Genomic DNA, 21,631 nt, shown 5'->3' with positions numbered 1-21,631 from the left:
GATGAAGCCTCTCGCATCAACCACCGAATCTCCCGCCGGCGCCCCCCGCTCGTGGACCACGCGCCGCGACGAGAAAGCGCGCCGCCTCGCCGCCATTGCCGGCTGGCTCGAAGACGGCGTGCTACCCAACGAGCGCATGACCGAAGCGCTCGAACTGCTGATCCGTCCCGGCGACCGCGTGGCGCTCGAAGGCGACAACCAGAAGCAGGCCGACTTTCTCTCGCGCTCGCTCGCCAAGGCCGATCCCGGCAAGCTCAACAACATCCATCTGCTGATTTCGAGCATCAGCCGGCCCGAGCACCTCGCGCTCTTCGAGCGCGGCATCGCGCACCGCGTCGATTTCGCATTCGCGGGCCCGCAAAGCCTGCGCGTCGCGCAACTGCTCGAAGACGGTCAGCTTGAGGTGGGCGCGATTCATACGTACGTCGAACTTTATGCCCGCATGTTCGTCGACCTGATCCCGCAGGTCGCGCTGCTGTGCGCCGAAAAAGCCGACCGCCACGGCAACCTCTACACAGGACCGAACACCGAGGACACGCCCACGATTGCCGAAGCCGCCGCGTTCAGCCAGGGCATCGTGATCGTTCAGGTAAACGAAATTGTCGATGAGCTGCCGCGCGTCGATATTCCCGGCTCGTGGGTCGATGTGGTGGTGCAAGCCGACCGGCCCTTCGCGGTCGAGCCGCTCTTCACGCGCGATCCGCGCCATATCGGCGACCTGCAGGTGCTCACCGCGATGATGGTGATCAAGGGCATCTACGCGCCTTACGGCATCGCGGCGCTCAATCACGGCATTGGCTTCGACACGGCCGCCATCGAGTTGCTGCTGCCCACCTACGGCGAATCGCTGGGCCTCAAAGGCAAGATCTGCCGCAACTGGACACTCAACCCGCATCCCACGCTGATCCCCGCCATCGAGTCGGGCTGGGTGGAAAGCGTGCATTGCTTCGGCAGCGAAGTGGGCATGGAGGCGTACATCGCCGCGCGCCCCGACGTGTTCTTCACCGGCAGCGACGGCAGCCTGCGCTCGAACCGCGTGCTGTGCCAGCTTGCGGGCCAATACGCGGTCGATCTCTTCATCGGCTCGACGCTGCAGATCGACGCCGACGCGAACTCCTCCACCGTCACGCGCGGGCGCCTCGCGGGCTTCGGCGGCGCGCCGAACATGGGCCACGACCCGCGCGGCCGCCGCCATGCGAGCGAAGCGTGGCTCAAGCTGCTCAAGGACACGGGGCCGGTTTCGCGCGGCCACAAGCTCGTCGTGCAGCTTGCCGAAACCTGGAAGAAAGGCGGCGAGCCGACCTTCGTCGACGAACTCGACGCCATCGCCGTGGGCGAGAAGAGCGGCATGCCGGTCGCGCCCGTGATGATCTATGGCGACGACGTGAGCCACGTCGTGACCGAAGAAGGCATCGCCCACCTGCACCGCGCGGAAGGCATCGACGAGCGGCGCGCGGCGCTCGCCGCCGTGGCGGGCGTGACGCCGATCGGCCTGCGCGCGCAACGGCAGAAGACCGGGGAACTGCGCCGCCGCGGCATCGTGCAGTTCCCCGAGGATCTCGGCATTCGCCGCGGCGACGCCAGGCGATCGCTGCTCGCGGCGCGCAGCATCGACGATCTCGTGACGTGGTCGGGCGGTCTTTATACCCCGCCCGCACGCTTTCGCAGTTGGTGAGCACGATGGCCGCGCTCACCTTCGACACGCCGGCCAGCGGCGCAGCCGCACCGTTTGCGCACGCTCGCGCGGAATTCGATGCGGCCGCAACCGAATACCGCGCGACCTGCCCCGATGGGCAGCTCGCCCGCTTCGCGCGCGACGCGCTGATCGACGAAGCCCGGCTCACGCCCAAGCCCGGGCTCGTCGATGCGCGCGGCAGCGGCGCGCACAGCGACCTCGATCTCGATACCATGCTGCGCTCCGCGCATGCACTCGAACCCACCTTCCACGCGCTCGCGCGCGCCTCGCGCGGCGCCCTGCCCGGCGTCGCGCTGCGCACCGACCTGGCGCGCATCGGCCGTGCCGGCGAAGCCGCGATGATGCGCGCGACGCGCGGCAGCAATGCGCACCGCGGCGCGATCTGGATCGTCGGCCTGCTCGTGGCCGGCGCGGCGATCGCGCATACGCCGTTCGCGGACGCAGCGCGCGGCTGGGCGCATGCCGAACACATCTGCGAGACCGGCGCGCAGATCGCGCGCTTCGACGATCTGCTTGGCAGGCCCGCCACGCTCAGCAACGGCGAGCGCGTGCGCCAGCAGTACAACGTGGGCGGCGCGCGGCGCGAGGCACAGGAAGGCTTTCCGCACGTGATGCATGCGGGTCTGCCCGCGCTGCACGCCGCGCGCGCGAACGGACACGAGGAAGGCGCGGCACGCGTGGATGCGCTGCTCGCCATCATGGCCTCGCTCGACGACACCTGCGTGCTGCATCGCGCGGGCCTTGCCGGCCGCGAAGCAGCCCAGGCAGGCGCGCTGCGCGTGCGCGCGGCAGGCGGCATCGCCACGCCCGCGGGCCGCGCCGCGTTCGACGCGCTCGAACGCTCGCTCCTCGCCCTCAATGCTTCGCCTGGCGGTGCGGCCGATCTGCTCGCCGCCACGCTCTTCATCGACCGACTCGTTCAGCACCGCATTGGCGGAGGAACCTCATGGAACAACTGACATTCGACTACCCGGCGCAGCGCGCCGTGACGACGCGCGCGCACGTGGGCGTGGTGGGCTCGGGCGATCTCGAAGTGCTGCTGCAGCCCACCGGCGCCATGCACGCGCGCGTGACCGTGCATACGAGCGTGGATGGCTACGGCCATATCTGGAAGAGCGTGCTCGACCGCTTCTTCACGCGCTACGACGGTGCCGCCGAGATCGAGATCAACGACTTCGGCGCGACGCCGGGCGTCGTGGCGCTGCGGCTCGCGGAGGCCGTCGAGGCAGCCGACGACGCCGCGCAAGGAGCCCGGTCATGAGCGCCGTCCCGCAAGCCGTTCCCGGCGCGCTGCTGCGCGACAGCTTCATCGAACTCACCGCGCGCGAACGCGCGCGCGCCCTCCTCGACGCCGGCTCGTTCCGCGAGTTGCTCGGCCCGTTCGACCGTATCGAATCGCCGTGGCTGCCGCTGCAAGGCATCGTCTGCCAGGCCGACGACGGCGCCGTTATTGCGCGCGGCACCATCGACGGCGAGCCCGCCGTGGTCGCCGCCATCGAATCGGCCTTCCAGGGCGGCAGTATCGGCGAGGTGTCCGGCAGCAAGATCGCCGCGGCGCTCGAACTCGCGCTGGCCGACTGCGAGCGCGGCAAGATCGTGCGCCCCGTCGTGCTGTTCGAAACCGGCGGCGTGCGCCTGCAGGAAGCGAACCTCGGCCTTGCGGTCATCTCCGAGATCCAGGCCGCGATCGTTGCGCTGCGTCGCCATGTCCCCGTGGTCGGCGTGATCGCCGGCATGGTGGGATGTTTCGGCGGCATGTCGCTCGCGGCGGCACTGTGCTCGTATCTCGTCATGACGAAGCAGGGCCGGCTGGGCATGAACGGTCCCGAAGTGATCGAGCAGGAAGCCGGCATCGACGAACTCGATGCGAGCGATCGCCGCCGCGTGTGGCAGTTGATCGGCGGCGAGCAGCGTGTAAAGACCGGCTTTGCCGATGCGCTCGTGGAAGACGCCGTGGACGACGTGCGTAGTGCCGTGCGCGCGGCGTTTGCGAGCGGTGTGCCGGCGATCCACCGCAGCGAAGACGTGCAGGCGTACCTTGCGAAGCTCGCGGAGATCGACCCGGCCGCCGTCACCCCCGAAACGATGCGCGAGGTGTTTCGCGCGAGCCCCCTCGCTGTGCGCGGAGAGAGCGGAGAAAAGGCATGAACGACACGACTTCCAGCCGCGGAGCAAGCTGGCTTCGCGCGCTTGCCGGCAACGACATCGAGCCGGCCAACGGCGGCCCGATCCGCTATGCCGACGCGCCGCTCGGCGGAGAAACCGCACGCTTCATCGCCGTCGTGCCCGACCCGGAGAACCGCTTCGTGCGCGCCCGCGATAACGTGGTGGGACTCGAACAGGGCTGGCGCCTCGCGCAAGCGGTGCGCGAAACGATTGCCGCCGATGCCGGAGGCAGCACGCGCCGGCCTGTTATCGCCGTCGTCGATGTGAAGAGCCAGGCCTACGGCTATCGCGAGGAAATGCTCGGCATCCATCTGGCGTGCGCGGCCGCCGTCGATGCCTATGCGGCGGCGCGGCTCGCCGGCCATCCCGTGGTCGCGCTGATCGTGGGGCCGGCGATGTCGGGAGCATTCCTCGCGCACGGCTATCAGGCCAACCGCATCGTCGCGCTGGACGCCGCGGGCACGATGGTGCACGCCATGGGCAAGGAAGCCGCTGCGCGGGTCACGCGCCGCAGCGTGGAAGAGCTCGACGCGCTCGGCGAAACCATCGTGCCGATGTCGTATTCGCTGGCCTCCTTCGGCAAGCTCGGGCTGCTCGACGAACTGATCGAAGGCGTGAATGCCGATGCGCCGAGCGCGGAGCAGGCGGCCCGCGTGCGCGACGTGCTCGCGCGCATGGTGCGCGAGGCACGGGCCGATCCTGCGCGCAATCTCTCGCACCGGCTGGCAGGCGACGCCGCGAAGCACACGCGCGCGGCCTCGATCGAGGTACGCAAGCGCCTCGCGCAACAATGGGACGCCAGTTGATGCGCGTCTGCGCCACGCCGCCGTTCCCCATCGCGGCTGCCGATGCTGCCGGCGCCGCGTGCACCGAAAGCACACGCTGGCGCGCGCACGACTTGCTGCATATGCAGCGTCTGCCACACACGCACGAAGAACCGGACTGGGTGCGTGCCGCGTTCGCGCGTGCGCCGTGGGCCGTCGTGAGGCGTGCCCGCGGGGCAGACGGTTTCATCGCCGTGGGCGTGCGGGGCAGAGAACGCGGCCAGCGATTCGGAACGTGGCTGCATCATCAGGATATCGAATCATCCTGCTCGCCCGAAACGCTGCTGCACCGGCAACCCCAGGCGGGGCGCACCGCGCTGCCCGCACTCGCGGCGCTTGCGCTGCTGCGCGACATGCCCTCGCCTCTGCTTGACCTGACTTGGGGCCCCACCGGCAGCGCAGGCTTCGAACTCGCCACCGGGTTGCCCACGCTCTCGGCAACGAGCGATCTCGACCTGCTGATACGGCTGCCCGAGCGTTGCGAGCCGGCCGTGATTCGCGCGCTCGCCGATACGCTCGCTCATGCCGCCACGCGCGCCAGCACGCGCGTGGACGCACAGGTGGAAACGCCAGCGGGCGGCGTCGCGCTCGCGGAACTCGCAGCAGGAAAGCCGCGCGTACTCGTGCGCGCAAACGACGGTCCGCAGTTCCTCGCCGATCCGTGGCAACCCTCATGACGCTCGCCTTGATGTTTCCCGGCCAGGGCGCGCAAAGCCCAGACTTTCTGCACCGGCTGCCGCAGCACGACGCGGTTCGGCGCACGCTGGACGAAGCCTCCGCGGCGCTCGGCCTCGACGTGCTGTCACTCGACAGCGCCGATGCGCTGCGCTCCACCGTCGCGGTGCAAGTTGGCCTCGCGGTGGCCGGCGTGGCCTTCGCGCGCGCGCTCGCAGATGAGGGTCTCGTGCCGCAGTTCAGCGCCGGCCTTTCGGTGGGCGCGTATCCCGCCGCGGTAAGTTGTGGCGCCGTGACGTTCGGCGACGCCCTGCACATGGTCCGCAAACGCGCCGAACTCATGGAAGCCGCGTGGCCCAGCGGATACGGCCTCACCGCCATCTCGGGACTCAGCGAAACGCAGATCGAAACGCTCGCGCAGGTGCAGTCAAGAGAAGGCGGCGAACCCGTGTATGTGGGCAACGTGAACGCCCCGCGCCAGATCGTGGTGGCAGGCGCCGATACGGCGCTCGCGGCTTTCGCGACCCGTGCGCTCGCGGCGGGTGCACGCAAGGCACAGCGCCTCGCCGTATCCGTTCCTTCGCATTGCGAACTATTGGCCGATGCTGCCGAGGAACTCGCGGCGTGGTCTCGCGACATCGTTTTTCGCGCACCGCAAGGCCTCTATATCGACAACCGGGGCGGCCGCCCGCTCCACACCGGCGAAGCGATTCGCGCGGATCTTGCCACCAACATGCGTTACACGGTGCGCTGGTTCGACGCTCTCACGGTGATGGTGGAATCGGGTGCAACGGTGTTGGTGGAAGCGCCACCCGCACAGGTGCTCACCGACATTGCGCGCGAGCAGTTCCCGGACGTGGCGGCGCTGAGCGCCTCGAGCCTGCCGTTCGACCGGCTGGTTCCTATCGTGCGGCGGCGTCTGGACGAAGACGGATGAGTGACGCGTATATGACGTTTATGCGCATAAAATTTTATTCGACTTCCTCCCTCTCGCCACGCCCCAGCCACGCCCCTCCAACTCTCAAGAATCACCACCTATCTTCAGCCAACTTCTAGCTTCTCCGCAATTCCGGCATCACAACCCGAAACGTGAGATTCAGCCGTTCGCCGCTCACCGTCGGCTCTTTCGGCACGCGGTGACGCCATTGCGCCTGAGTCTGGCCGCGCATCACCAGCAAGCTGCCGCCCGTCAACGGGAACGAGCGCGTCACGCCGGTTGCGTTGTGCCGCAGATCGAAGCGACGCGTCGCGCCCAGGCTCACCGAGGCGATCACCGGCTCCCGGCCCAATTCCGGCTCATGGTCGGCGTGCCAGCCCATGCTGTCGGCACCCCCGCGGTAACGGTTGAGCAGCACGCTATTGAAACGCACGCCGCAGAGCGCCGATACGGCGTCGCGCAATTGCGCCACTGCGGGCGTCCACGGCTGCGGCACATTGCGGATTCCCGAATAGATATACACGGCGTCCGGCTCGCCGAGCCACGCCGTCAAGCGGGGCTGATCCACCCAGCCGCCCGGGGTGCGAATGCGCTCCTGGCGCCACGGCGCTTCGGCGGCGATGCGCTCGAAAAACGCCGCGGCCTGCTCCGGCGCGAGCCAGGCGGGATGCCATTCGACGTCGGGTTGCGGCGTGTCGTCGAAGAGATCGAACATGGGAAAAATCGACGCATACGAAATGATAGAGAGACAGCCAGTTTCGCACGGCAAGTCTCGAAGGGCACGTCATCGGCCTGCACGTGCCGCACCGCTCGCACGGCACGTGTCCGTGCTCCCTTCTCAGCGCCCGCCGGTCAGGCGAAAAGCGCGATATAGAAAACAACGGCGCCGATGAGCGCACCGACAAAGCAAAAGCCTTCGGGCGCGGCATCGGTGGTACGAGAACGCAGCCACCCGCCTGCTACGCCAAAGAGCCCCGCAATGCCGAGCGTGACGAACACCATCACGACATAGAACAGTGCGCTGCGCCCGAGATCGGAAATGTCGATGTGTCTGACGAACAGGTAAAGTGCCAGCGCCATGATCGACAACACCACGAGCGGCAGCATGACGTGACTGCCTTCGTAACCGACATGGCGACCATGATGTTCCTGGCCTGCAGGCTTGATTGCTTTCATGACCTGCCTCCCCCTGAGCCCCCCAACCACCCTACGATGCGGGCCTCGATTCGAGCATAGTCCATGGAATGGCCATGTTCAATGGACGTTTAATTAGCCCGTCGTGCACCGCAAAACCAGAATGCGACGAAGCAGGTGACGCTGTAAATCCGGGGACTTGCCCTGGTCGTGGAGACCCGAAGATGCTGCACCGCAAGCCGCGTTCTGGAAGCTGTGGCGGTGCGATGCCTTTCTGCTTGGCTAGGCTGACCGGGGTTGGCAGTTAGTTGCATTTCATGACGACATGCGCGCTAACCGCAGGCCATATAAATTGCTCGCCAATTAATCAGGAATCCAATGCAAATACTCACAACCAGATGATTCGACCGCCACTTCCGTCCCTTCACCCGGATTACTTTCAATAACATTTCAAAGAAGCAAATCAGAAGCCCTCGCACACCCATTCGACGCACCGCCACGCGCGGCTCGTTGCCCGCGCACCGGATTCGGGCAGACACGCCGGCTGTTCCGGCGACTCGATCCGCGATGTCTCGGAAACCCAACGAGAGAATTCCGGAGTCACACAAGTGACATTCGTCACGCATAGAATTCGCGCGGCCTGAAATCGTTTTCGGCATCTTCCGCCGCCGCGTTCGGGCGGTGACGACGCCGGGCCGGCCGGCGTTCGCGCCCAGGACCGCAGCGGGGACACACGGTGTTGCGGAAGCGGGCAGGAATGGCCGCCGCGGGCTTTTCGAAAGTGCAGCGTCACACACCCCTCCATAACCAGAGCAATAAATCAAACAGATGAAGATCAACAAGACCACCGCGGCGGCCCTCGTGCTCGGCACGATTGCTGGCGCAGCACACGCTCAGAGCAGCGTTACGCTCTACGGCCTCGTCGATGCCGGCATCCTGTACAACAACAACGTGAAGGGCAGCGCAGCGTGGAGCCTCTCCACCGCGACCTCCTCGCGTTGGGGCCTGCTCGGCTCGGAAGACCTGGGCGGCGGCACGAAGGCTATCTTCGACCTCGAAAACGGCTTCACGGTCAGCACCGGCGCGCTTTCGCAAGGCGGCCTGCTGTTCGGCCGCAAGGCGTTCGTCGGTATCGGCAACTCGAACTGGGGCACCGTCACGGCCGGCCGCCAGTACTCGGCCAGCAACGACGCCACGAGCCCGTTCGCCTCGGGCGCCGACTGGGCTGCTTCAGGCCTCGGCTACGGCACGCGTGCCGCCGACGTGGACAACGTCGATACGTCGAACCGCATCCAGAACTCGATCAAGTACACGAGCCCGAACATCAGCGGTGCAACGCTCGGCGTGCTGTACAGCCTCGGCGGCGTGGCAGGCAACTTCGCCCAGAATTCGGTGAAGGACGTGGGCCTCGCCTATGCGAACGGCCCCGTCAAGCTGGGTGCAAGCTATATGTTCACGAAGGATCCGTACTATGCGACCTTCGGCGACCAGGGCAACTCGTCCACCTCGGCCACCGGCACGAACAACAACATGCCGAGCCGCATCTTCGGCGGCTACGCTTCGGCAGGTTCGCAGCAGATCGTGACGGCCGGCGGATCGTACGCACTCGGCCCGGTGACGCTCGCGGCCCTGTACTCGAACACGCAGTTCCAGAACCTCGGTGAAGTGACCGCGGGCGGCAGCTACGGCACGAAGTACAACGGCGGCACGGCCACGTTCAACTCGGGCGAACTGAACGTGAAGTACCAGGTGACGCCGGCTCTGCTGGTCGCAGCCGCATACATCTACACGCACAACAGCGGCGCCGGCAGCGACGACAGCGCGCACTACAATCAGATCAACCTGGGCGTGACGTACGCCCTGTCCAAGCGCACGTCCCTCTACGCGGACGGCTTCTATGAAGCCGCGGCCGGTACGGACTCGACAGGCAAGGCAGCCGTGGCCAACTTCAGCGGCTCGACCTACTCGGCCACGAACCACGCCGTAGCCGCCATCGTCGGCATGACGCAACGCTTCTAATCGCGTTCCGGCATGGCGGCTCGCGTTCCTCGCGGAACGCGAAAGCACCACGCATGCGCCGGCCCACCCCTCGCGGGGTGGGCCGGCGCACTTGCTTTATGGCGCGTTCAGATCGTCACGCCAGGGCGCGGCGAAACGACAGCGCCCCGCGCACCGTCCAGCGGCGCAGCCACCCCGCAGAGGCGAGCGGCGGCGCGGCCGGCCAGCCGCTTTTAGGCGGATCGGGCTCCGTACGCGTGGAAACATAGACGTCCGCTCCGCTTTCGTTGTGCGGCACGTGCGCCCAGTACTCGTAAGGATGAAAGATCCGCGTGAGCGGCAAAGGCGCAGCGGCATGCGAAGCGTACGCATCGCAGTTCGCCGGTGCAGTACGACGGCCTGAGGGGATCCACGCATCGCGTGCGTGGCTGCGGTCGAACGAGGGCAGACTCTTCTTCATTTTTTATCTCCGTTAGTGATGCCGGTAACGGAGAGGCCCGCAAAACAAAAAGGCCTCGTCCGCATGTCCGGCGAGGCCTGTTGATCTCAACTTCAGCGCAATCTAACGCAAACAGGCCTCCGATGGCACACCCGCGCGGGCGCCCATAGGACGTTGCTTGACAATAGAGCCGAGGTTTCGGGTCAACATGAGTGCGAGTTTCGTTGTATTCGCATCGTTTGTCAACGTGGGCTGTGCCGTTCGAAGACGACAGCAATTCAGGAAGACTTCGCTTCGTCCGCTTTCTTCACCGCATCGAGTGCATGCAGATCGAAAGGCGTCTCGCGCAGCCGCGTGCCGGTGAGGTTGAAGACGGCATTGGCAATCGCGGGGGCGACCGATGGGCTCGACAGTTCGCCCACGCCGCCAGGTTTGGCCAGATTGCCCTGCACGATGGCGATGTCGATGTCCGGCATGTCGCTCATGCGCATGACGCGGTAGGTGTCGAAGTTGGTCTGCTGCACCCGGCCATTGCGGATATCGATGCGATCGGCGGTGGCGTGGCCGAGGCCCCACATCAGCCCGCCGTATAGCTGCTCCTCCACGCCGGCAGGCGACACGGCCAGGCCGCAATCGGCCACGCAGGTGAGCTTTTCGACCACCACCGCGCCGTCCTTGCGCGTCACGCGTGCAACCACCGCGACGTAACTGTCGTAGGCCTGGTTCGTCGCTACGCCGAGAGCCGTATCCGCGGGCAGCGGCGTGCCCCACCCCGCGCGCTTCGCGGCCTCGCTCAGCACCGCCACATGGCGCGGCCGGTCCTGCATGTGGGCAATGCGGAATGCCACGGGATCGCGGCCCGCGGCATGCGCGCTCTCGTCCATCACCGACTCCACCGCGAACACGTTCGGGATATAGCTCACCGCGCGATACCAGCCCGTCGGCACGCCGGTTTCGTGGCGCACCCAGCCGATGTCCCGATGCGGCACGGCATACGCGAACTCCCACTTCGTGATCGCCTCTGTCGTGCTGTAGTCCATACGATCCGGGCGTTCCAGATAGCCAGGCTCCCACTGCTCCGGCGACGCCGGCATCACCGCGCGCAACTGCAGCGACGCAAGCCGGCCCTGATGGTCCAGCACGGCCTTCGCGCGATGGTGGCTCGCGGCGTGATAAAAGAGCGCGCGCATCTCGTCCTCGCGGCTGTTCATGAGCTTCACGGGCTTGCCGGTCTTCAGCGCAAGCCACGTCACTTCGAACAGCCAGTACTTCGATTCGCGCGCGCCGAAGCTGCCGCCGGAAACGAGTTCGTGCAGGGTCACGCGATGCTCAGGAATGCTACCGATTACTCCAGCAGCCTCCAGCGCCGTGGAGGGCACCTGCAGTCCCCCCCAATATTCGATGCCGCCGTTTCTGGCCCACGCCGTCACGTTGACCGGTTCGAGTGGATTGGCGGACTTGTACGGCATCGAGTACGACGCCTCCACGGTCCGCGCGCCGGCTTTGGCTGCGAGCCCCGCGTCGCCGTCCTGGATCGTCGGCACCGCGCGCGCGGCCGGCTCGTCGAGCCATGCCGCCTGCCGCGCGGCGAGCGTGCTGCTGTCGAACGACTCGAAGAGACTGTCTTCCCACTCGATGTGCAGCGCGGCCTGGCCGCGATGAGCCGACCAGTAGTCGTCCGCGAGCACCGCCACGCCCGCCTGATTGCCGCCGAGCACGTCGGGGCGGGCGGGAATCGTCAGCACCTCGCGCACGCCGGGAATGGCGAGCGCCTCTTTCGCATCGACGCTGCGCACGCGTGCGTCGATCATCGGCGCACGCGTGACGACCGCGACAAGCATGCCGGGCAGCGAAACGTCGATGCTGTACGGAAACGTTCCGTTGGTCTTGGGCGCCGCGTCGCGCTTCTTGCCCAGCTTGCCGACATAGCGGAACTGCGCGGGATCTTTCAGCACCACCTCGCGCGGCGCCGGCAGCTTCGCCGCGCGCGAAGCGAGCGAGCCGTAGCTCGCGCGCCGGCCGCTTGCGGAATCGATTACCGTGCCGTTGTCGGTCGTGCAGCGGGAAGCCGGTACGTTCCACTGCTGCGCGGCGGCTTCGATCAGCATGGCGCGTGCCGTCGCGCCCGCGCGGCGCAGCCGGTCGTACTCCAGCGCGACGCTCGTGCTGCCGCCGGTAGAAAACACCTTCCAGAGCGGATGGAGGTATTGCGGGTAGAACGGATCTTCGGGCGTCACCACCTCCACGCGGAACGGATCGACGTCCAGTTCCTCCGCGACGACGGCGGCCAGCGCGGTACGCGTGCCCGTGCCGGAGTCGTGCTTGTGGACGACGAGCTTGATCGTGTCGTCGGGGAGCACCCTCACCCAGGCGTTGGGTTCGAACTCGCCGGGCTGCGGGTGCGGATCGCCGCTGCCCATCGCCATGGCGGCTTCGGCGCCTGCCGCCATCGCGTCGGGAAGCCGAAAGCCCACCGCGAGCCCCGAGGCCACCAGCGCCGACCCCTGCTTCAAAAACCGGCGGCGCGCCGTGCCATGCGCAGCAAAACGTTCGTGGCGCATTCAGGTCTCCTTCGCGACGGCAGGCACGGCGCCCAGCGTCGGGTCGCCCGACGCGGCGCGCTTGATCGCGCGGTGAATGCGGCCGTACGTACCGCAGCGGCACACGTTGCCCGACATGGTCGCGACGATGGTTTCGTCGTCGGGCGTGCCGCCGTGCGCGAGCAGCGCCGCCGCCTGCATCAGCTGCCCGGACTGGCAGTAGCCGCATTGCGGCACGTCCTCGGCGATCCACGCGAGTTGCAGCGGATGCCGGCCATCGGGCGAAAGTCCCTCGACGGTGGTGATGCGCCGTCCGTCCACCGCCACGGCCGGCAACAGGCACGAGCGCACGGCCTCGCCCTCCAGATGCACCGTACATGCGCCGCACAGCCCCTTGCCGCAGCCGAACTTCGTGCCCGTGAGCTTGAGCCGGTCGCGCAGCACCCAGAGCAGCGGCATGTCCGCCGGCACATCGTCGATCGTATGCCGGGTATCGTTCACCACAATCGTCATCACGCGCTGTCTCCCGTATCGTGCTGTTGCGACGCGCACCGCCGCGCTCGCGATCCGACTGAATTATTGAAAGCGGCCCGGCGCCGCGCCAGCGATGATTTCGTCGAATCCTTGTAAGCCGGACTAACAGCCACCGAAGCAGAGACTCACGCCGATGCTCAAGCGCTATCCTTCGATCCAGTCGATGCAGGCCTTCCTGCAGGCCGCACGAGTCGGCAGCTTTTCGAGCGCCGCGCGGCAGCTCGCGCTCACGCACAGCGCGATCAGCCAGCAAATACGCTCGATCGAGGAGTTCATCGGGCAGCCGCTCTTTGCGCGCGTGGGCGGGCGCGTCACGCTCACGGATGCGGGCACGCTCTTCGCCAATCAGCTTTCCGACGGGCTCGAGCAGATCGATCGCGCGCTCTCCTCGGTGAAGGGGCGCCCCGCAGTGCCGACGCTCACGCTCGACGTCGATCCGGAACTCATGCAGGGCTGGTTGCCTGCGCGCCTGCCCGCGCTCCTCGGCGGGCTCGAAGGCGTTTCGCTCACCGTGCTTTCCGCGCCGCGCTACGACCGCTATGCGTTTGAGCACGTCGATCTCGCGCTGCGCTACGGGTATGGGGAATGGGAGGGCGTGGACAGCACGCTCGTCTGCCGCGACCGGCTCACCGCCATGGCCTCGCCCGCGCTGCTGGCCGCCAACGGGCTATCGCTGCCGCTCGCGCCCGGGCAGGTGCTCGCGTTGCCGCTGCTCGGCTATACCAAACGTTCGTGGATACCCTGGCTGGAGGCGGCCGGCCTGCCGGGCGCGGAGCCGGACACGATCGCGGTGCTCGACAACGCCGCGGGCCTCGTCGCCGCGCTCGCATCGGGACTCGGCGCGGGGCTCGTGCGAGGGCTCCTTGCCGCCGATGCGCGCCGCGACGGCCGCATCGTGGAGCTCAACGCCGTCGAGTTGCCCACCCACTACAACCTGTACGCCATCTGGCCGCGCGAGCGCGCAGCGCGGGTGGCGCCGCTCGTCGAGATCATCGCGGAACTGGTCGCGCAGACGCTGGACTGAAGCGCGGCGATCTACGCACGTGCAGCCGCTTCGCGCACGGTGTCGAGAAAGGCGGCAAGCACCGGCGAGGTATCGTCCGCGCGGTAGCGCGCGTGCAGCGAGACTTCGAGATCGGGCGCGGCAAGCCGCACGAACACCACGCCGCCCGTGCAAATCTGCCGCGAAGAGTCCGGCAGAAGCGCCACGCCCAGCCCCACCCTCACGAGCGAGAGCAGCGTGTGCACCTCCACCACCTCGTACTCGATGTTGGGCGTAAAGCGCGCTTCGACGCAGCAGTCCTGGAAGAAACGCGCAAGCTGCGACTGCCGCAGGCCGAACGAAATGAAGCGCTCCGCGGCCAGCTCGCGCAGCGCGATCTCCTCGCGCGCCGCCAGCGGATGATCGGGCGGTAGCGCCACGACCGCCGTTTCGCGCACCACCACTTCGCTGCGAATGGCAGCGTCCTCCTGCGCGATGCGAAAGAAGCACACGTCGAGCCGCCGTTCCTTCAACGCCGCGATCTGCTGGGCAGGCGTCATCTCGTGCAGCGTCCAGCGCACCTGCGGGTGGCGGCTTGCGAAGGTGCGCAGCGCTTGCGGAATGGGCTCGACCATCGCCGAACTGATGATCCCCACCGCGAGGTTGCCCATCTCGCCGCGCCCCGCGCAGCGCGTGAGGTCGATCGCGCGCTCGAACTGCGAAAAGATCAGCGGGACCTGGTCCTTCAGTGTTTTCCCTGCCTCGGTCAGCTCGACGCGGTGTTGCGCACGAATGAAGAGCGCGGTGCCGAGCTCCTCTTCGAGCAGGCGGATCTGCTGGCTCAGCGGCGGCTGCGAAATGTGCAGGCGCGCGGCTGCGCGGCCGAAATGCAGTTCGTCGGCAAGCACGGCGAAGTACCGCAACAGGCGCAGATCCATGGCGTATCCATATCGCAAACGTATCAAGGTCGAGGTCAAAAAATATTGTACAGACCGATTCCGGCTTGTGAAACTGGGCCGCAAGCAGCAGTGCACGTCACGGTGTGTCACTCGATGCCGGCGAGGGGAAGGTGCCACATGGCGCCTTGTAAAGGGCCGCATGAATCCGACCGGATCGGTTGCGTTCATCGACGTGCCTGCCCGCGATCCGGCAACTGGGTTCCCCCAGTTCCTCACAAGGAGATCGAGTCCATGATCATCGACACCAGCTGTTATCCGACGAACCTCGTCGACCTCGCATGGCGCCACGACGGGCCGCCCTTCACCGGCGAGCGCCTCATCGAGACGATGAACGGTCCGTTCCTCGTCAACGGCAAGCCGCGCCGCATCGACAAGGCCTTCATCCAGCCCCCGCAGGGCAACACCATCTATACGTGGACCGACGGCGAGAAGTCGGGCACCGAATCGATCGACGCCTATATGGCCTACACGGTCGAAATGGTGCAGAAATACCCGGAGCGCTTCATCGGCTGCTTCGTGTACAACCCGCGCTGCGGCGTGCAGAACGGCGTCAACGCCATCGACCACTACGTGCGGCGCCTCGGCTTCAAGATGGTGCAGTTCCAGGCGAACATGCACGCCTACCGGCCGGACCGCGCGCTCGACTGGCTGCGTCCCGCGCTGCAGAAGTGCGCCGAACTGGGCGTGCTCGTCAAGCTCCATACGGGCGACGGCCCGTACAGCATCCCCACCGAGTGGGTGCCGATGATCAAGGAGTTTCCCACCGTCAATTTCATCATGGCTCATTTCGGAGTGCAAACGGGTGGCGTGTACTGCTTCGAGCCGTTCCAGCTCGCCATGGACCTGCCCAACGTGTATTGCGAATCGGGATGGTGCCTGCAGTCGCGCATCGTGGAGTTCGCCAAGGTGCTGCCGAAGCACAAGATCCTGTTCGGCTCGGACACGCCGCCGAACGAACCCGGCATGTGGCTGCGCCTGCTGGAAGTGCTCTGCTTCGATCCGCCCCAGGGGCTGAACCTGGACGAAGACACGCTCGAGGACTATCTGGGCAACAACACCGCCCGCATGATCGGCCTCGAACCCACGCCCGCGCCGCGCAGCGTCGCAGAAGCGCAAGCGCTGCTCGCCGCATGAGCGCCATGAGCCCTATGCGCCGCAAACGAGCCGCGAGCTTCCCGAGCGCCCCGACATTCCGAACCCGGAGCACCGCATGATTATCGATACGCACCTGCACCCCACGAATCTCGTGGACGAAGCCTGGCGCCACACCGGCACGCCGTTCACGGGCGAGCGCCTGCTCGAAATGATGGATGGCCCCTACATCATCAACGGCAAGCCCCGCCGCATCGACATGGGCTTCATCCAGCCGCCGCCGGGCAACACCGGCTACCGCGACGGCAACCGGCGCGGCCGCGAAGGCGTGCGCGACTATATGGCGTACATCGCCGAGCTCACGCAGAAGTACCCGGACCGCTTCATCGGCAACTTCACCTATAACCCGCGCTGGGGCCCGGAAAACGGCGCCGCGGAGCTGGAATTCCACATCCGGGAATATGGCTTCAAGATGGTGAAGCTGCACGCCAACATGCACGGCTACCGGCCCGACCGCGCGCTCGACTGGCTGCGCCCGGCCATGAAGGTCTGCGCCAAATACAACACCGTGGTGCTGATCCACACGGGCGACGGCCCGTACACGATTCCCACCATGTTCTATCCGATCATCCGCGAGTTTCCGATGGTGAACTTCATCATCGGACACTTCGGAATCCAGACGGGCGGCAACTACTCGTTCGAGGCGTTCTGGATGGCGATGGACACACCCAACGTCTATTGCGAATCGGGCTGGTGCTACCAGGCGCGCATTGTCGAATTCGCGCGCCAGTTGCCGCGCGACAAGATCGTGTTCGGCACCGATTCGCCGCCCAACGAGCCCGGCATGTGGCTGCGCGAGCTGGAGATGCTGTGCGGTCCCGCACCGCAGGGCATGGATCTCGACGAGGACGGTCTGGAAGACTACATGGGCAACAACATCGCCCGGCTGGTGGGCATCGAGCCGACGCGTCCGCCGAAAGATCAGGCGGAAGCCGAAAAACGCCTGAAGGCCACCTACGTGTGACGCCGCGGCGCCCCCAGGGCGCCGCTCACCCGACGCGGGGACCGTGCGGCATCCACGGTTCTCGCCTGCGACGGAGTGCATCATGACTGCCCGCTCTCTTTCCGAGACCCAGGACTTTCACGCGTTCGCCGCGGCCTACCGCGAGCGCTACCCCGAGGACGTGTTCGCACCCGCGCAAGCGTTGTCGGCCGATCAGGACGTCACGGCCCTCGTGGCGGCGCTCGCCGCGCGCGGGCGCCACGAAATGCTGGTTTGCGAGCGCGTAAACGGGCTCGCCACGCCGCTCGTCACCAATGTCTTCGCTTCGCGCACGCGCATCGGGCGGCTTTTCGGCGTGGAAGCGGCCGGCCTCTTCGATGCCTGGCAGCAGCGCGCGAACGCCCCGCTCGCCCCCGCTTACGTAGCGCGCGGCCCGGTGCTCGATCACGTCGACGAAGGGGACGCGGTCGATCTTGCCCGCCTGCCCATGATCCGCCACTTCGAAACGGATCGCGGCCCCTACGTCACGAATGCCGTGATCGTCGCCGAAGACCCGGTCACCGGCATCGCCAACATGAGCTATCACCGCTCGATGCCGCACGCGAAAAACGCGCTCGCAACGAGCCTGCATTCGCGCGGCCATCTCTGGCGCATGCTGCAAACCGCGAAGACGCGCGGCGACACGCTGAAGGTCGCAATGGTGATCGGCGCGCATCCGCTCTTCATGCTGGCCGCCGCCGCGCGCCTGCCCTACGGTGCCGACGAACGCGCGCTTGCAGGCGGCCTTTTCGGCGCACCGCTGGAACTCGTGCGCACGCCGCGCTACGGCATTGGCGTGCCGGCCGCAGCCGAGTTCGTGCTGGAAGGCACGATCGACGCGAGCGAGCACGCTGAAGAAGGCCCTTTCGGCGAATTCACGGGCTATTCGTCGGACCGCTCGACCAACAACGTGCTGCGCGTGGAAGCGATGATGCGGCGCGACGAGGCGTGGCTCGTCGACGTGGTGGGCGGCCCCTACGCGGAGCACCTCACGCTCGCCCGGCTGCCGCGCGAGGCCGAGATGAGCGAGAAGCTCAAGGCACGCTTTCCGTCCGTCACCGCGATTCACTACCCGAACTCGGGCACGCACTTTCACTGCTACGTGGCGTTGAACCAGGCGCGCGACGGCGAGGCGCGTCAGATCATGCTCGCGCTGCTGGGCTGGGATCCGTATCTGAAGAACGTGGTCGCCGTGGATGCCGACATCGACATCACCGACGACGCCCAGGTCCTCTGGGCCATCGCCACGCACTTCCAGCCGCATCGCGACCTGTTCGTCGTGGACGGGTTGCCGGGCAGTCCGCTCGACCCTTCATCGTCGGCGGACGGCACGACCTCGCGCATGGGTATCGACGCAACGCGCGGCTCCCGCTTCGACGGCATCCGCGCACGCGTGAGCGACGAAGCGCTGCAGCGCGCGCAACAGTGGCTGGCAACGGGCGCGGGAGCCGTGCGATGAGTGCGCGGCGCCTCGTCGTCGGCATCAGCGGGGCCTCGGGCTTCGTCTACGGGATGCGCCTGCTCGAACTGCTGCGCGGCCTCGACGTCGAAACGCACGTCGTGGTCTCGCGCGGCGCCATGCTGACGATGGCGCACGAAACCGCGTACAAGCTCGCCGACGTGGCCGCGCTCGCCGGCGCGCTCTATCGCTGCGACGATCTCGCGGCACCCATTTCGAGCGGCTCGTTTCGCACGCTCGGCATGATCGTGGCGCCCTGCTCGATGAAGACGCTCGCCGAGGTCGCAACCGGCCTCTCCTCCGGCCTGATCGCGCGCGCCGCCGACGTCACGCTCAAGGAACGCCGCCGCCTCGTGCTGCTTGCACGCGAAACGCCTTACACGCTCACGCATCTGCGCAACATGGCTGCCGTCACGGAAATGGGTGCAATTATCGCGCCTCCGGTGCCGGCCTTCTACGCGCAGCCCGCCTCGCTCGACGACATGATCGCCCACACGCTCGGGCGCGTGCTCGATCTCTTCGATCTGGACAGCCGCACCGTGCGGCGCTGGAAAGAGCACACGGAAGCAACGGATCGCACCACCTGCCTCACTCTCAACGGAGACGCACCATGACTCACATTCACACGACCCATCACGACGTCGAGAAGATCCCCGTCACCGTGCTCACCGGCTTTCTCGGTGCAGGCAAGACCACGCTGCTCAACTACATCCTGCGCGAAAAGCACGGCCGCAAGATCGCCGTAATCGAGAACGAGTTCGGCGAAGTGGGCATCGACGGCGGCCTCGTGCTCGAATCGACCGAAGAGATCTACGAGATGACCAACGGCTGCGTGTGCTGCGTGGGCGCCGTGCGCGAGGATCTGGTGCGCATCGTTCGCATGCTCGTCGAGCGACCTGAACGGCTCGATCACATCATCGTCGAAACGAGCGGACTGGCCGATCCCTACCCGGTCGCGCAAACCTTCTTTCTCGACGATCCAATTGCGAAACAGGTCACGCTCGACGCCGTGGTCACGATGGTCGATGCGAAGCATATCGGCGCTCATCTCGACGACCTCGTGCTGGACGGCAGCGACAATCAGGCCGTCGATCAGATCGTCTGTGCAGACCGCATCGTCATCAACAAGGTCGATCTCGTGGATGAAGCCGCCATTGCTTCGCTTACGCAGCGGCTGCGCAGCCTGAACGAAACCGCGGAAGTGGTGACGTCGAGCTACGCGCAGATCGATCTGGACCGGATCCTCGGCGTGGGCGCAAACGAGTTCGCGCAGATTCTGGTCGAAAGCGACGGGCTGCACGAACACGAGGAAGAGCACGACCACGGTCACGAGAGCCATGAGAGCCACGCCGGCCACGAAGACCACGGCCTTCACTCCCATGACGACCATCAGCATGACGAAACAGTTTCGTCGGTGGGCATCGAAGTGGACGCCGAAGTCGATCTCGCCACCCTGGAGTCCTGGCTTGCCGAACTGCGCGAGAGCGCTTCGGAAAAGCTCTTCCGCATGAAAGGCATTCTCGCCGTGCAGGGCCGTGCGCAGCGCTACGTATTGCAGGGCGTGCACGACGTGATCGAACTGAGCGCCGCCCAGGCATGGGGCAGCGAACCGCGCTCTTCACGCATCGTTTTCATCGGCCGCGATCTGGACCGCGCCGCGCTGACCGACCGCTTCCACGCCTGTCTCTGCACTCCCGTCGCAGCCTGACAGGCCCATCGGCCGGCATGACGCCGGCCGAAAACGACAATCAGGAGACGCCTCATGAACACCGCCTTACACCCGGTCGATCAGGTGCTGCCCAAGCGCCAGATGCTCACGCTGGGACTTCAGCACATGCTGGTGGCCTATATCGGCGCGATCGCCGTGCCGTTGATCGTTGCTTCCGCACTCAAGATGTCGCCGGCCGATACCACCGTGCTCATCAGCACGGCACTCTTCTGCTCGGGCATCTCCACCCTTTTGCAGACCGTCGGCATCTGGAAACTCGGCGTGCGGCTGCCGATCCTGCAAGGCGTGGCGTTCAGCAGCGTCGGCCCCGTGATCGCCATCGGGCTCGCGCCCGGCATCGGCTTCACCGGCGTCTGCGGCGCCGTGATCGGCGCGGGCATCTTCACCGCGTTTGCGGCGCCGCTGGTGGGCCGGTTGCGCCGCTTCTTCCCGCCCGTGGTCACGGGCTGCATCGTGACCGTGATCGGGCTACAGCTCTTTCCCGTGGCGTATCAGTGGGCAGGCGGCGGGAATGTCGGCAAGCACGAGTTCGGCTCGCTGCCTTTTCTTGGCGTCACGCTCCTTGTCGCGGTCGTGATCCTGTGCATCAACCGTTTCGGCACACCGTTCGTGCGCAACCTCGCGGTGCTCATCGGGCTCGTGGTGGGCGGCGTGCTGGCCTGTGCGCTCGGCATGGGCAACTTTGCCAACGTCGCCAACACGCCCTGGTTCACGCTGCCCGTGCCGTTCCATTTCGGCATGCCAGTGTTCTCGATCGTGCCCATTGCCACGATGGCCGTCGTGATGATCGTACAGATGGTCGAATCGATGGGCCTGTTCGTCGCCATCGGCGACATCGTGGGCAAGGACGTGAGCGAGGACGACGTGATCCGCGGCCTGCGCGCCAACGGCGTGGCCAGCGCGATTGCGGGCATGTTCGCGGCTTTCCCGTTCATCGCGTTCATGGAGAACGTGGGGCTCGTGATCCTCACCGGCGTGCGCAGCCGCTGGATCGTCGCCATCAGCGGCGTGCTGATGTGCGCCGTGGCGGTGGTGCCGAAGTTCGGCGCGATCGTGGCCTCCACGCCCTCGGCGGCGCTGGGCGGCGCGGGTATCGCGATGTTCGGCGTGGTGGTCGCGGCTGGCGTGCAGACGCTCTCGAAGGTGGATTTCGAAGGCAACCGCTACAACGTGCTGATTGTCGGCTTCACCATGGCCATGGCGCTGATTCCCGTAATGGCGCCGCGGGTGTTCGAACACATGCCTGACTGGACGCAGCCCTTCCTGCATAGCGGCGTCGTGCTGGCCTGCCTCGTCTCCGTCTTGCTCAATGCACTGCTGAACGGCGTGCAGCCCGCGGCGCGCGCGAGCGAGGACGAACACGCTCACGCCCACTGCGAGCAGATGGCGCGCGACTGAAGGCATCTGCGCACCTGTCGGCAAGCC

The 21,631-nt window shown here is 66.6% G+C and carries 21 protein-coding genes; 15 read left to right on the top strand and 6 right to left on the bottom strand.

Annotation, left to right across the window (positions count from 1 at the left end):
- The first annotated feature begins 1 nt into the window (after position 1).
- Genes mdcA through mdcH form a run of 7 tightly spaced genes read left to right on the top strand, consistent with a single transcriptional unit; the run spans position 2 to position 6,298 of the window.
- A complete protein-coding gene (gene mdcA / locus BFE01S_RS01070; RefSeq protein ID WP_028223993.1) occupies positions 2 to 1,675 on the top strand; it encodes a malonate decarboxylase subunit alpha in 1,674 nt (557 codons plus the stop codon).
- Positions 1,676 to 1,680: 5 nt separating this feature from the next.
- Positions 1,681 to 2,655, top strand: a complete 975-nt coding sequence (locus BFE01S_RS36935; protein ID WP_084169479.1) for a triphosphoribosyl-dephospho-CoA synthase — start codon at positions 1,681 to 1,683, stop codon at positions 2,653 to 2,655.
- Positions 2,643 to 2,957, top strand: coding sequence for a malonate decarboxylase subunit delta (locus BFE01S_RS01060; protein WP_028223992.1), 315 nt, complete (start codon positions 2,643 to 2,645; stop codon positions 2,955 to 2,957). The genes BFE01S_RS36935 and BFE01S_RS01060 overlap by 13 nt, the downstream gene beginning before the upstream one ends.
- Positions 2,954 to 3,844 carry a biotin-independent malonate decarboxylase subunit beta gene (locus BFE01S_RS36930; RefSeq protein WP_042336955.1) on the top strand — a complete coding sequence of 297 codons (891 nt, stop codon included), beginning with the start codon at positions 2,954 to 2,956 and terminating at the stop codon, positions 3,842 to 3,844. Before BFE01S_RS01060 ends, BFE01S_RS36930 begins: the two co-directional genes overlap by 4 nt.
- Complete coding sequence (gene mdcE / locus BFE01S_RS01050; RefSeq protein ID WP_028223991.1) at positions 3,841 to 4,668, top strand: biotin-independent malonate decarboxylase subunit gamma; 828 nt, start codon at positions 3,841 to 3,843, stop codon at positions 4,666 to 4,668. The genes BFE01S_RS36930 and mdcE overlap by 4 nt, the downstream gene beginning before the upstream one ends.
- Positions 4,653 to 5,363, top strand: coding sequence for a malonate decarboxylase holo-ACP synthase (locus BFE01S_RS01045; protein ID WP_322787803.1), 711 nt, complete (start codon positions 4,653 to 4,655; stop codon positions 5,361 to 5,363). Before mdcE ends, BFE01S_RS01045 begins: the two co-directional genes overlap by 16 nt.
- The gene (gene mdcH, locus BFE01S_RS01040) at positions 5,360 to 6,298 is read left to right on the top strand and encodes a malonate decarboxylase subunit epsilon (RefSeq protein ID WP_042336954.1); all 939 of its coding nucleotides are present in this window, start codon (positions 5,360 to 5,362) and stop codon (positions 6,296 to 6,298) included. Before BFE01S_RS01045 ends, mdcH begins: the two co-directional genes overlap by 4 nt.
- Positions 6,299 to 6,413: 115 nt before the next feature.
- Here mdcH and BFE01S_RS01035 read toward each other — a convergent pair whose 3' ends face one another.
- A complete protein-coding gene (locus BFE01S_RS01035; RefSeq protein WP_028223988.1) occupies positions 6,414 to 7,013 on the bottom strand; it encodes an alpha-ketoglutarate-dependent dioxygenase AlkB family protein in 600 nt (199 codons plus the stop codon).
- Between the two features lie 137 nt (positions 7,014 to 7,150).
- Positions 7,151 to 7,474: a hypothetical protein gene (locus BFE01S_RS01030; protein ID WP_028223987.1), complete on the bottom strand. Its 324-nt coding sequence runs from the start codon at positions 7,472 to 7,474 to the stop codon at positions 7,151 to 7,153.
- A gap of 786 nt (positions 7,475 to 8,260) precedes the next feature.
- Between BFE01S_RS01030 and BFE01S_RS01025 the strand changes: the two genes are divergently transcribed.
- Positions 8,261 to 9,451, top strand: coding sequence for a porin (locus BFE01S_RS01025; protein ID WP_156966859.1), 1,191 nt, complete (start codon positions 8,261 to 8,263; stop codon positions 9,449 to 9,451).
- A gap of 115 nt (positions 9,452 to 9,566) precedes the next feature.
- Here the strand turns inward: BFE01S_RS01025 and BFE01S_RS01020 are convergent, their stop codons facing one another.
- The 3 genes from BFE01S_RS01020 to BFE01S_RS01010 form a co-directional block, all read right to left on the bottom strand.
- Positions 9,567 to 9,890, bottom strand: a complete 324-nt coding sequence (locus BFE01S_RS01020; protein WP_028223985.1) for a hypothetical protein — start codon at positions 9,888 to 9,890, stop codon at positions 9,567 to 9,569.
- Between the two features lie 257 nt (positions 9,891 to 10,147).
- Positions 10,148 to 12,430, bottom strand: a complete 2,283-nt coding sequence (locus BFE01S_RS01015) for a xanthine dehydrogenase family protein molybdopterin-binding subunit (protein WP_028223984.1) — start codon at positions 12,428 to 12,430, stop codon at positions 10,148 to 10,150.
- Positions 12,431 to 12,925: a (2Fe-2S)-binding protein gene (locus tag BFE01S_RS01010; RefSeq protein WP_028223983.1), complete on the bottom strand. Its 495-nt coding sequence runs from the start codon at positions 12,923 to 12,925 to the stop codon at positions 12,431 to 12,433.
- A 151-nt stretch (positions 12,926 to 13,076) separates the two neighbouring features.
- On the opposite strand from BFE01S_RS01010, the gene BFE01S_RS01005 reads away from it, so the two are divergent.
- Complete coding sequence (locus BFE01S_RS01005) at positions 13,077 to 13,967, top strand: LysR substrate-binding domain-containing protein (protein ID WP_028223982.1); 891 nt, start codon at positions 13,077 to 13,079, stop codon at positions 13,965 to 13,967.
- Positions 13,968 to 13,978: 11 nt separating this feature from the next.
- Here the strand turns inward: BFE01S_RS01005 and BFE01S_RS01000 are convergent, their stop codons facing one another.
- A complete protein-coding gene (locus tag BFE01S_RS01000) occupies positions 13,979 to 14,863 on the bottom strand; it encodes a LysR substrate-binding domain-containing protein (protein WP_028223981.1) in 885 nt (294 codons plus the stop codon).
- Between the two features lie 252 nt (positions 14,864 to 15,115).
- On the opposite strand from BFE01S_RS01000, the gene BFE01S_RS00995 reads away from it, so the two are divergent.
- The 6 genes from BFE01S_RS00995 to BFE01S_RS00970 all read left to right on the top strand — a co-directional run bounded on the left by BFE01S_RS00995 (position 15,116) and on the right by BFE01S_RS00970 (position 21,604).
- Positions 15,116 to 16,018 carry an amidohydrolase family protein gene (locus BFE01S_RS00995; RefSeq protein ID WP_028223980.1) on the top strand — a complete coding sequence of 301 codons (903 nt, stop codon included), beginning with the start codon at positions 15,116 to 15,118 and terminating at the stop codon, positions 16,016 to 16,018.
- Positions 16,019 to 16,094: 76 nt separating this feature from the next.
- Positions 16,095 to 17,000, top strand: a complete 906-nt coding sequence (locus BFE01S_RS00990) for an amidohydrolase family protein (protein WP_028223979.1) — start codon at positions 16,095 to 16,097, stop codon at positions 16,998 to 17,000.
- An 82-nt stretch (positions 17,001 to 17,082) separates the two neighbouring features.
- Positions 17,083 to 18,477: a UbiD family decarboxylase gene (locus tag BFE01S_RS00985; RefSeq protein ID WP_028223978.1), complete on the top strand. Its 1,395-nt coding sequence runs from the start codon at positions 17,083 to 17,085 to the stop codon at positions 18,475 to 18,477.
- Positions 18,474 to 19,091, top strand: coding sequence for a UbiX family flavin prenyltransferase (locus BFE01S_RS36925; protein WP_042336953.1), 618 nt, complete (start codon positions 18,474 to 18,476; stop codon positions 19,089 to 19,091). Before BFE01S_RS00985 ends, BFE01S_RS36925 begins: the two co-directional genes overlap by 4 nt.
- Positions 19,088 to 20,185 (top strand): CobW family GTP-binding protein, encoded by a 1,098-nt coding sequence (locus tag BFE01S_RS00975; protein WP_028223977.1) that lies wholly within the window; start codon positions 19,088 to 19,090, stop codon positions 20,183 to 20,185. Before BFE01S_RS36925 ends, BFE01S_RS00975 begins: the two co-directional genes overlap by 4 nt.
- 54 nt (positions 20,186 to 20,239) lie before the next feature.
- The gene (locus BFE01S_RS00970) at positions 20,240 to 21,604 is read left to right on the top strand and encodes a nucleobase:cation symporter-2 family protein (RefSeq protein ID WP_028223976.1); all 1,365 of its coding nucleotides are present in this window, start codon (positions 20,240 to 20,242) and stop codon (positions 21,602 to 21,604) included.
- Positions 21,605 to 21,631: the final 27 nt, after the last annotated feature.

It is taken from the genome of Paraburkholderia ferrariae NBRC 106233 (genome assembly GCF_000685035.1).
Classification (GTDB): Bacteria; Pseudomonadota; Gammaproteobacteria; order Burkholderiales; family Burkholderiaceae; genus Paraburkholderia; species Paraburkholderia ferrariae.
Note: the sequence above shows the minus strand (reverse complement) of the source record. Positions and strands in the feature narration are given on the sequence as shown.

Coding starts and splice junctions, on each gene's coding strand:
- mdcA (WP_028223993.1), top strand. CDS start 2: ATGAAGCCTCTCGCATCAACCACCGAATCTCCCGCCGGCGCCCCCCGC.
- BFE01S_RS36935 (WP_084169479.1), top strand. CDS start 1,681: ATGGCCGCGCTCACCTTCGACACGCCGGCCAGCGGCGCAGCCGCACCG.
- BFE01S_RS01060 (WP_028223992.1), top strand. CDS start 2,643: ATGGAACAACTGACATTCGACTACCCGGCGCAGCGCGCCGTGACGACG.
- BFE01S_RS36930 (WP_042336955.1), top strand. CDS start 2,954: ATGAGCGCCGTCCCGCAAGCCGTTCCCGGCGCGCTGCTGCGCGACAGC.
- mdcE (WP_028223991.1), top strand. CDS start 3,841: ATGAACGACACGACTTCCAGCCGCGGAGCAAGCTGGCTTCGCGCGCTT.
- BFE01S_RS01045 (WP_322787803.1), top strand. CDS start 4,653: ATGGGACGCCAGTTGATGCGCGTCTGCGCCACGCCGCCGTTCCCCATC.
- mdcH (WP_042336954.1), top strand. CDS start 5,360: ATGACGCTCGCCTTGATGTTTCCCGGCCAGGGCGCGCAAAGCCCAGAC.
- BFE01S_RS01035 (WP_028223988.1), bottom strand. CDS start 7,013: ATGTTCGATCTCTTCGACGACACGCCGCAACCCGACGTCGAATGGCAT.
- BFE01S_RS01030 (WP_028223987.1), bottom strand. CDS start 7,474: ATGAAAGCAATCAAGCCTGCAGGCCAGGAACATCATGGTCGCCATGTC.
- BFE01S_RS01025 (WP_156966859.1), top strand. CDS start 8,261: ATGAAGATCAACAAGACCACCGCGGCGGCCCTCGTGCTCGGCACGATT.
- BFE01S_RS01020 (WP_028223985.1), bottom strand. CDS start 9,890: ATGAAGAAGAGTCTGCCCTCGTTCGACCGCAGCCACGCACGCGATGCG.
- BFE01S_RS01015 (WP_028223984.1), bottom strand. CDS start 12,430: ATGCGCCACGAACGTTTTGCTGCGCATGGCACGGCGCGCCGCCGGTTT.
- BFE01S_RS01005 (WP_028223982.1), top strand. CDS start 13,077: ATGCTCAAGCGCTATCCTTCGATCCAGTCGATGCAGGCCTTCCTGCAG.
- BFE01S_RS01000 (WP_028223981.1), bottom strand. CDS start 14,863: ATGGATCTGCGCCTGTTGCGGTACTTCGCCGTGCTTGCCGACGAACTG.
- BFE01S_RS00995 (WP_028223980.1), top strand. CDS start 15,116: ATGATCATCGACACCAGCTGTTATCCGACGAACCTCGTCGACCTCGCA.
- BFE01S_RS00990 (WP_028223979.1), top strand. CDS start 16,095: ATGATTATCGATACGCACCTGCACCCCACGAATCTCGTGGACGAAGCC.
- BFE01S_RS00985 (WP_028223978.1), top strand. CDS start 17,083: ATGACTGCCCGCTCTCTTTCCGAGACCCAGGACTTTCACGCGTTCGCC.
- BFE01S_RS36925 (WP_042336953.1), top strand. CDS start 18,474: ATGAGTGCGCGGCGCCTCGTCGTCGGCATCAGCGGGGCCTCGGGCTTC.
- BFE01S_RS00975 (WP_028223977.1), top strand. CDS start 19,088: ATGACTCACATTCACACGACCCATCACGACGTCGAGAAGATCCCCGTC.
- BFE01S_RS00970 (WP_028223976.1), top strand. CDS start 20,240: ATGAACACCGCCTTACACCCGGTCGATCAGGTGCTGCCCAAGCGCCAG.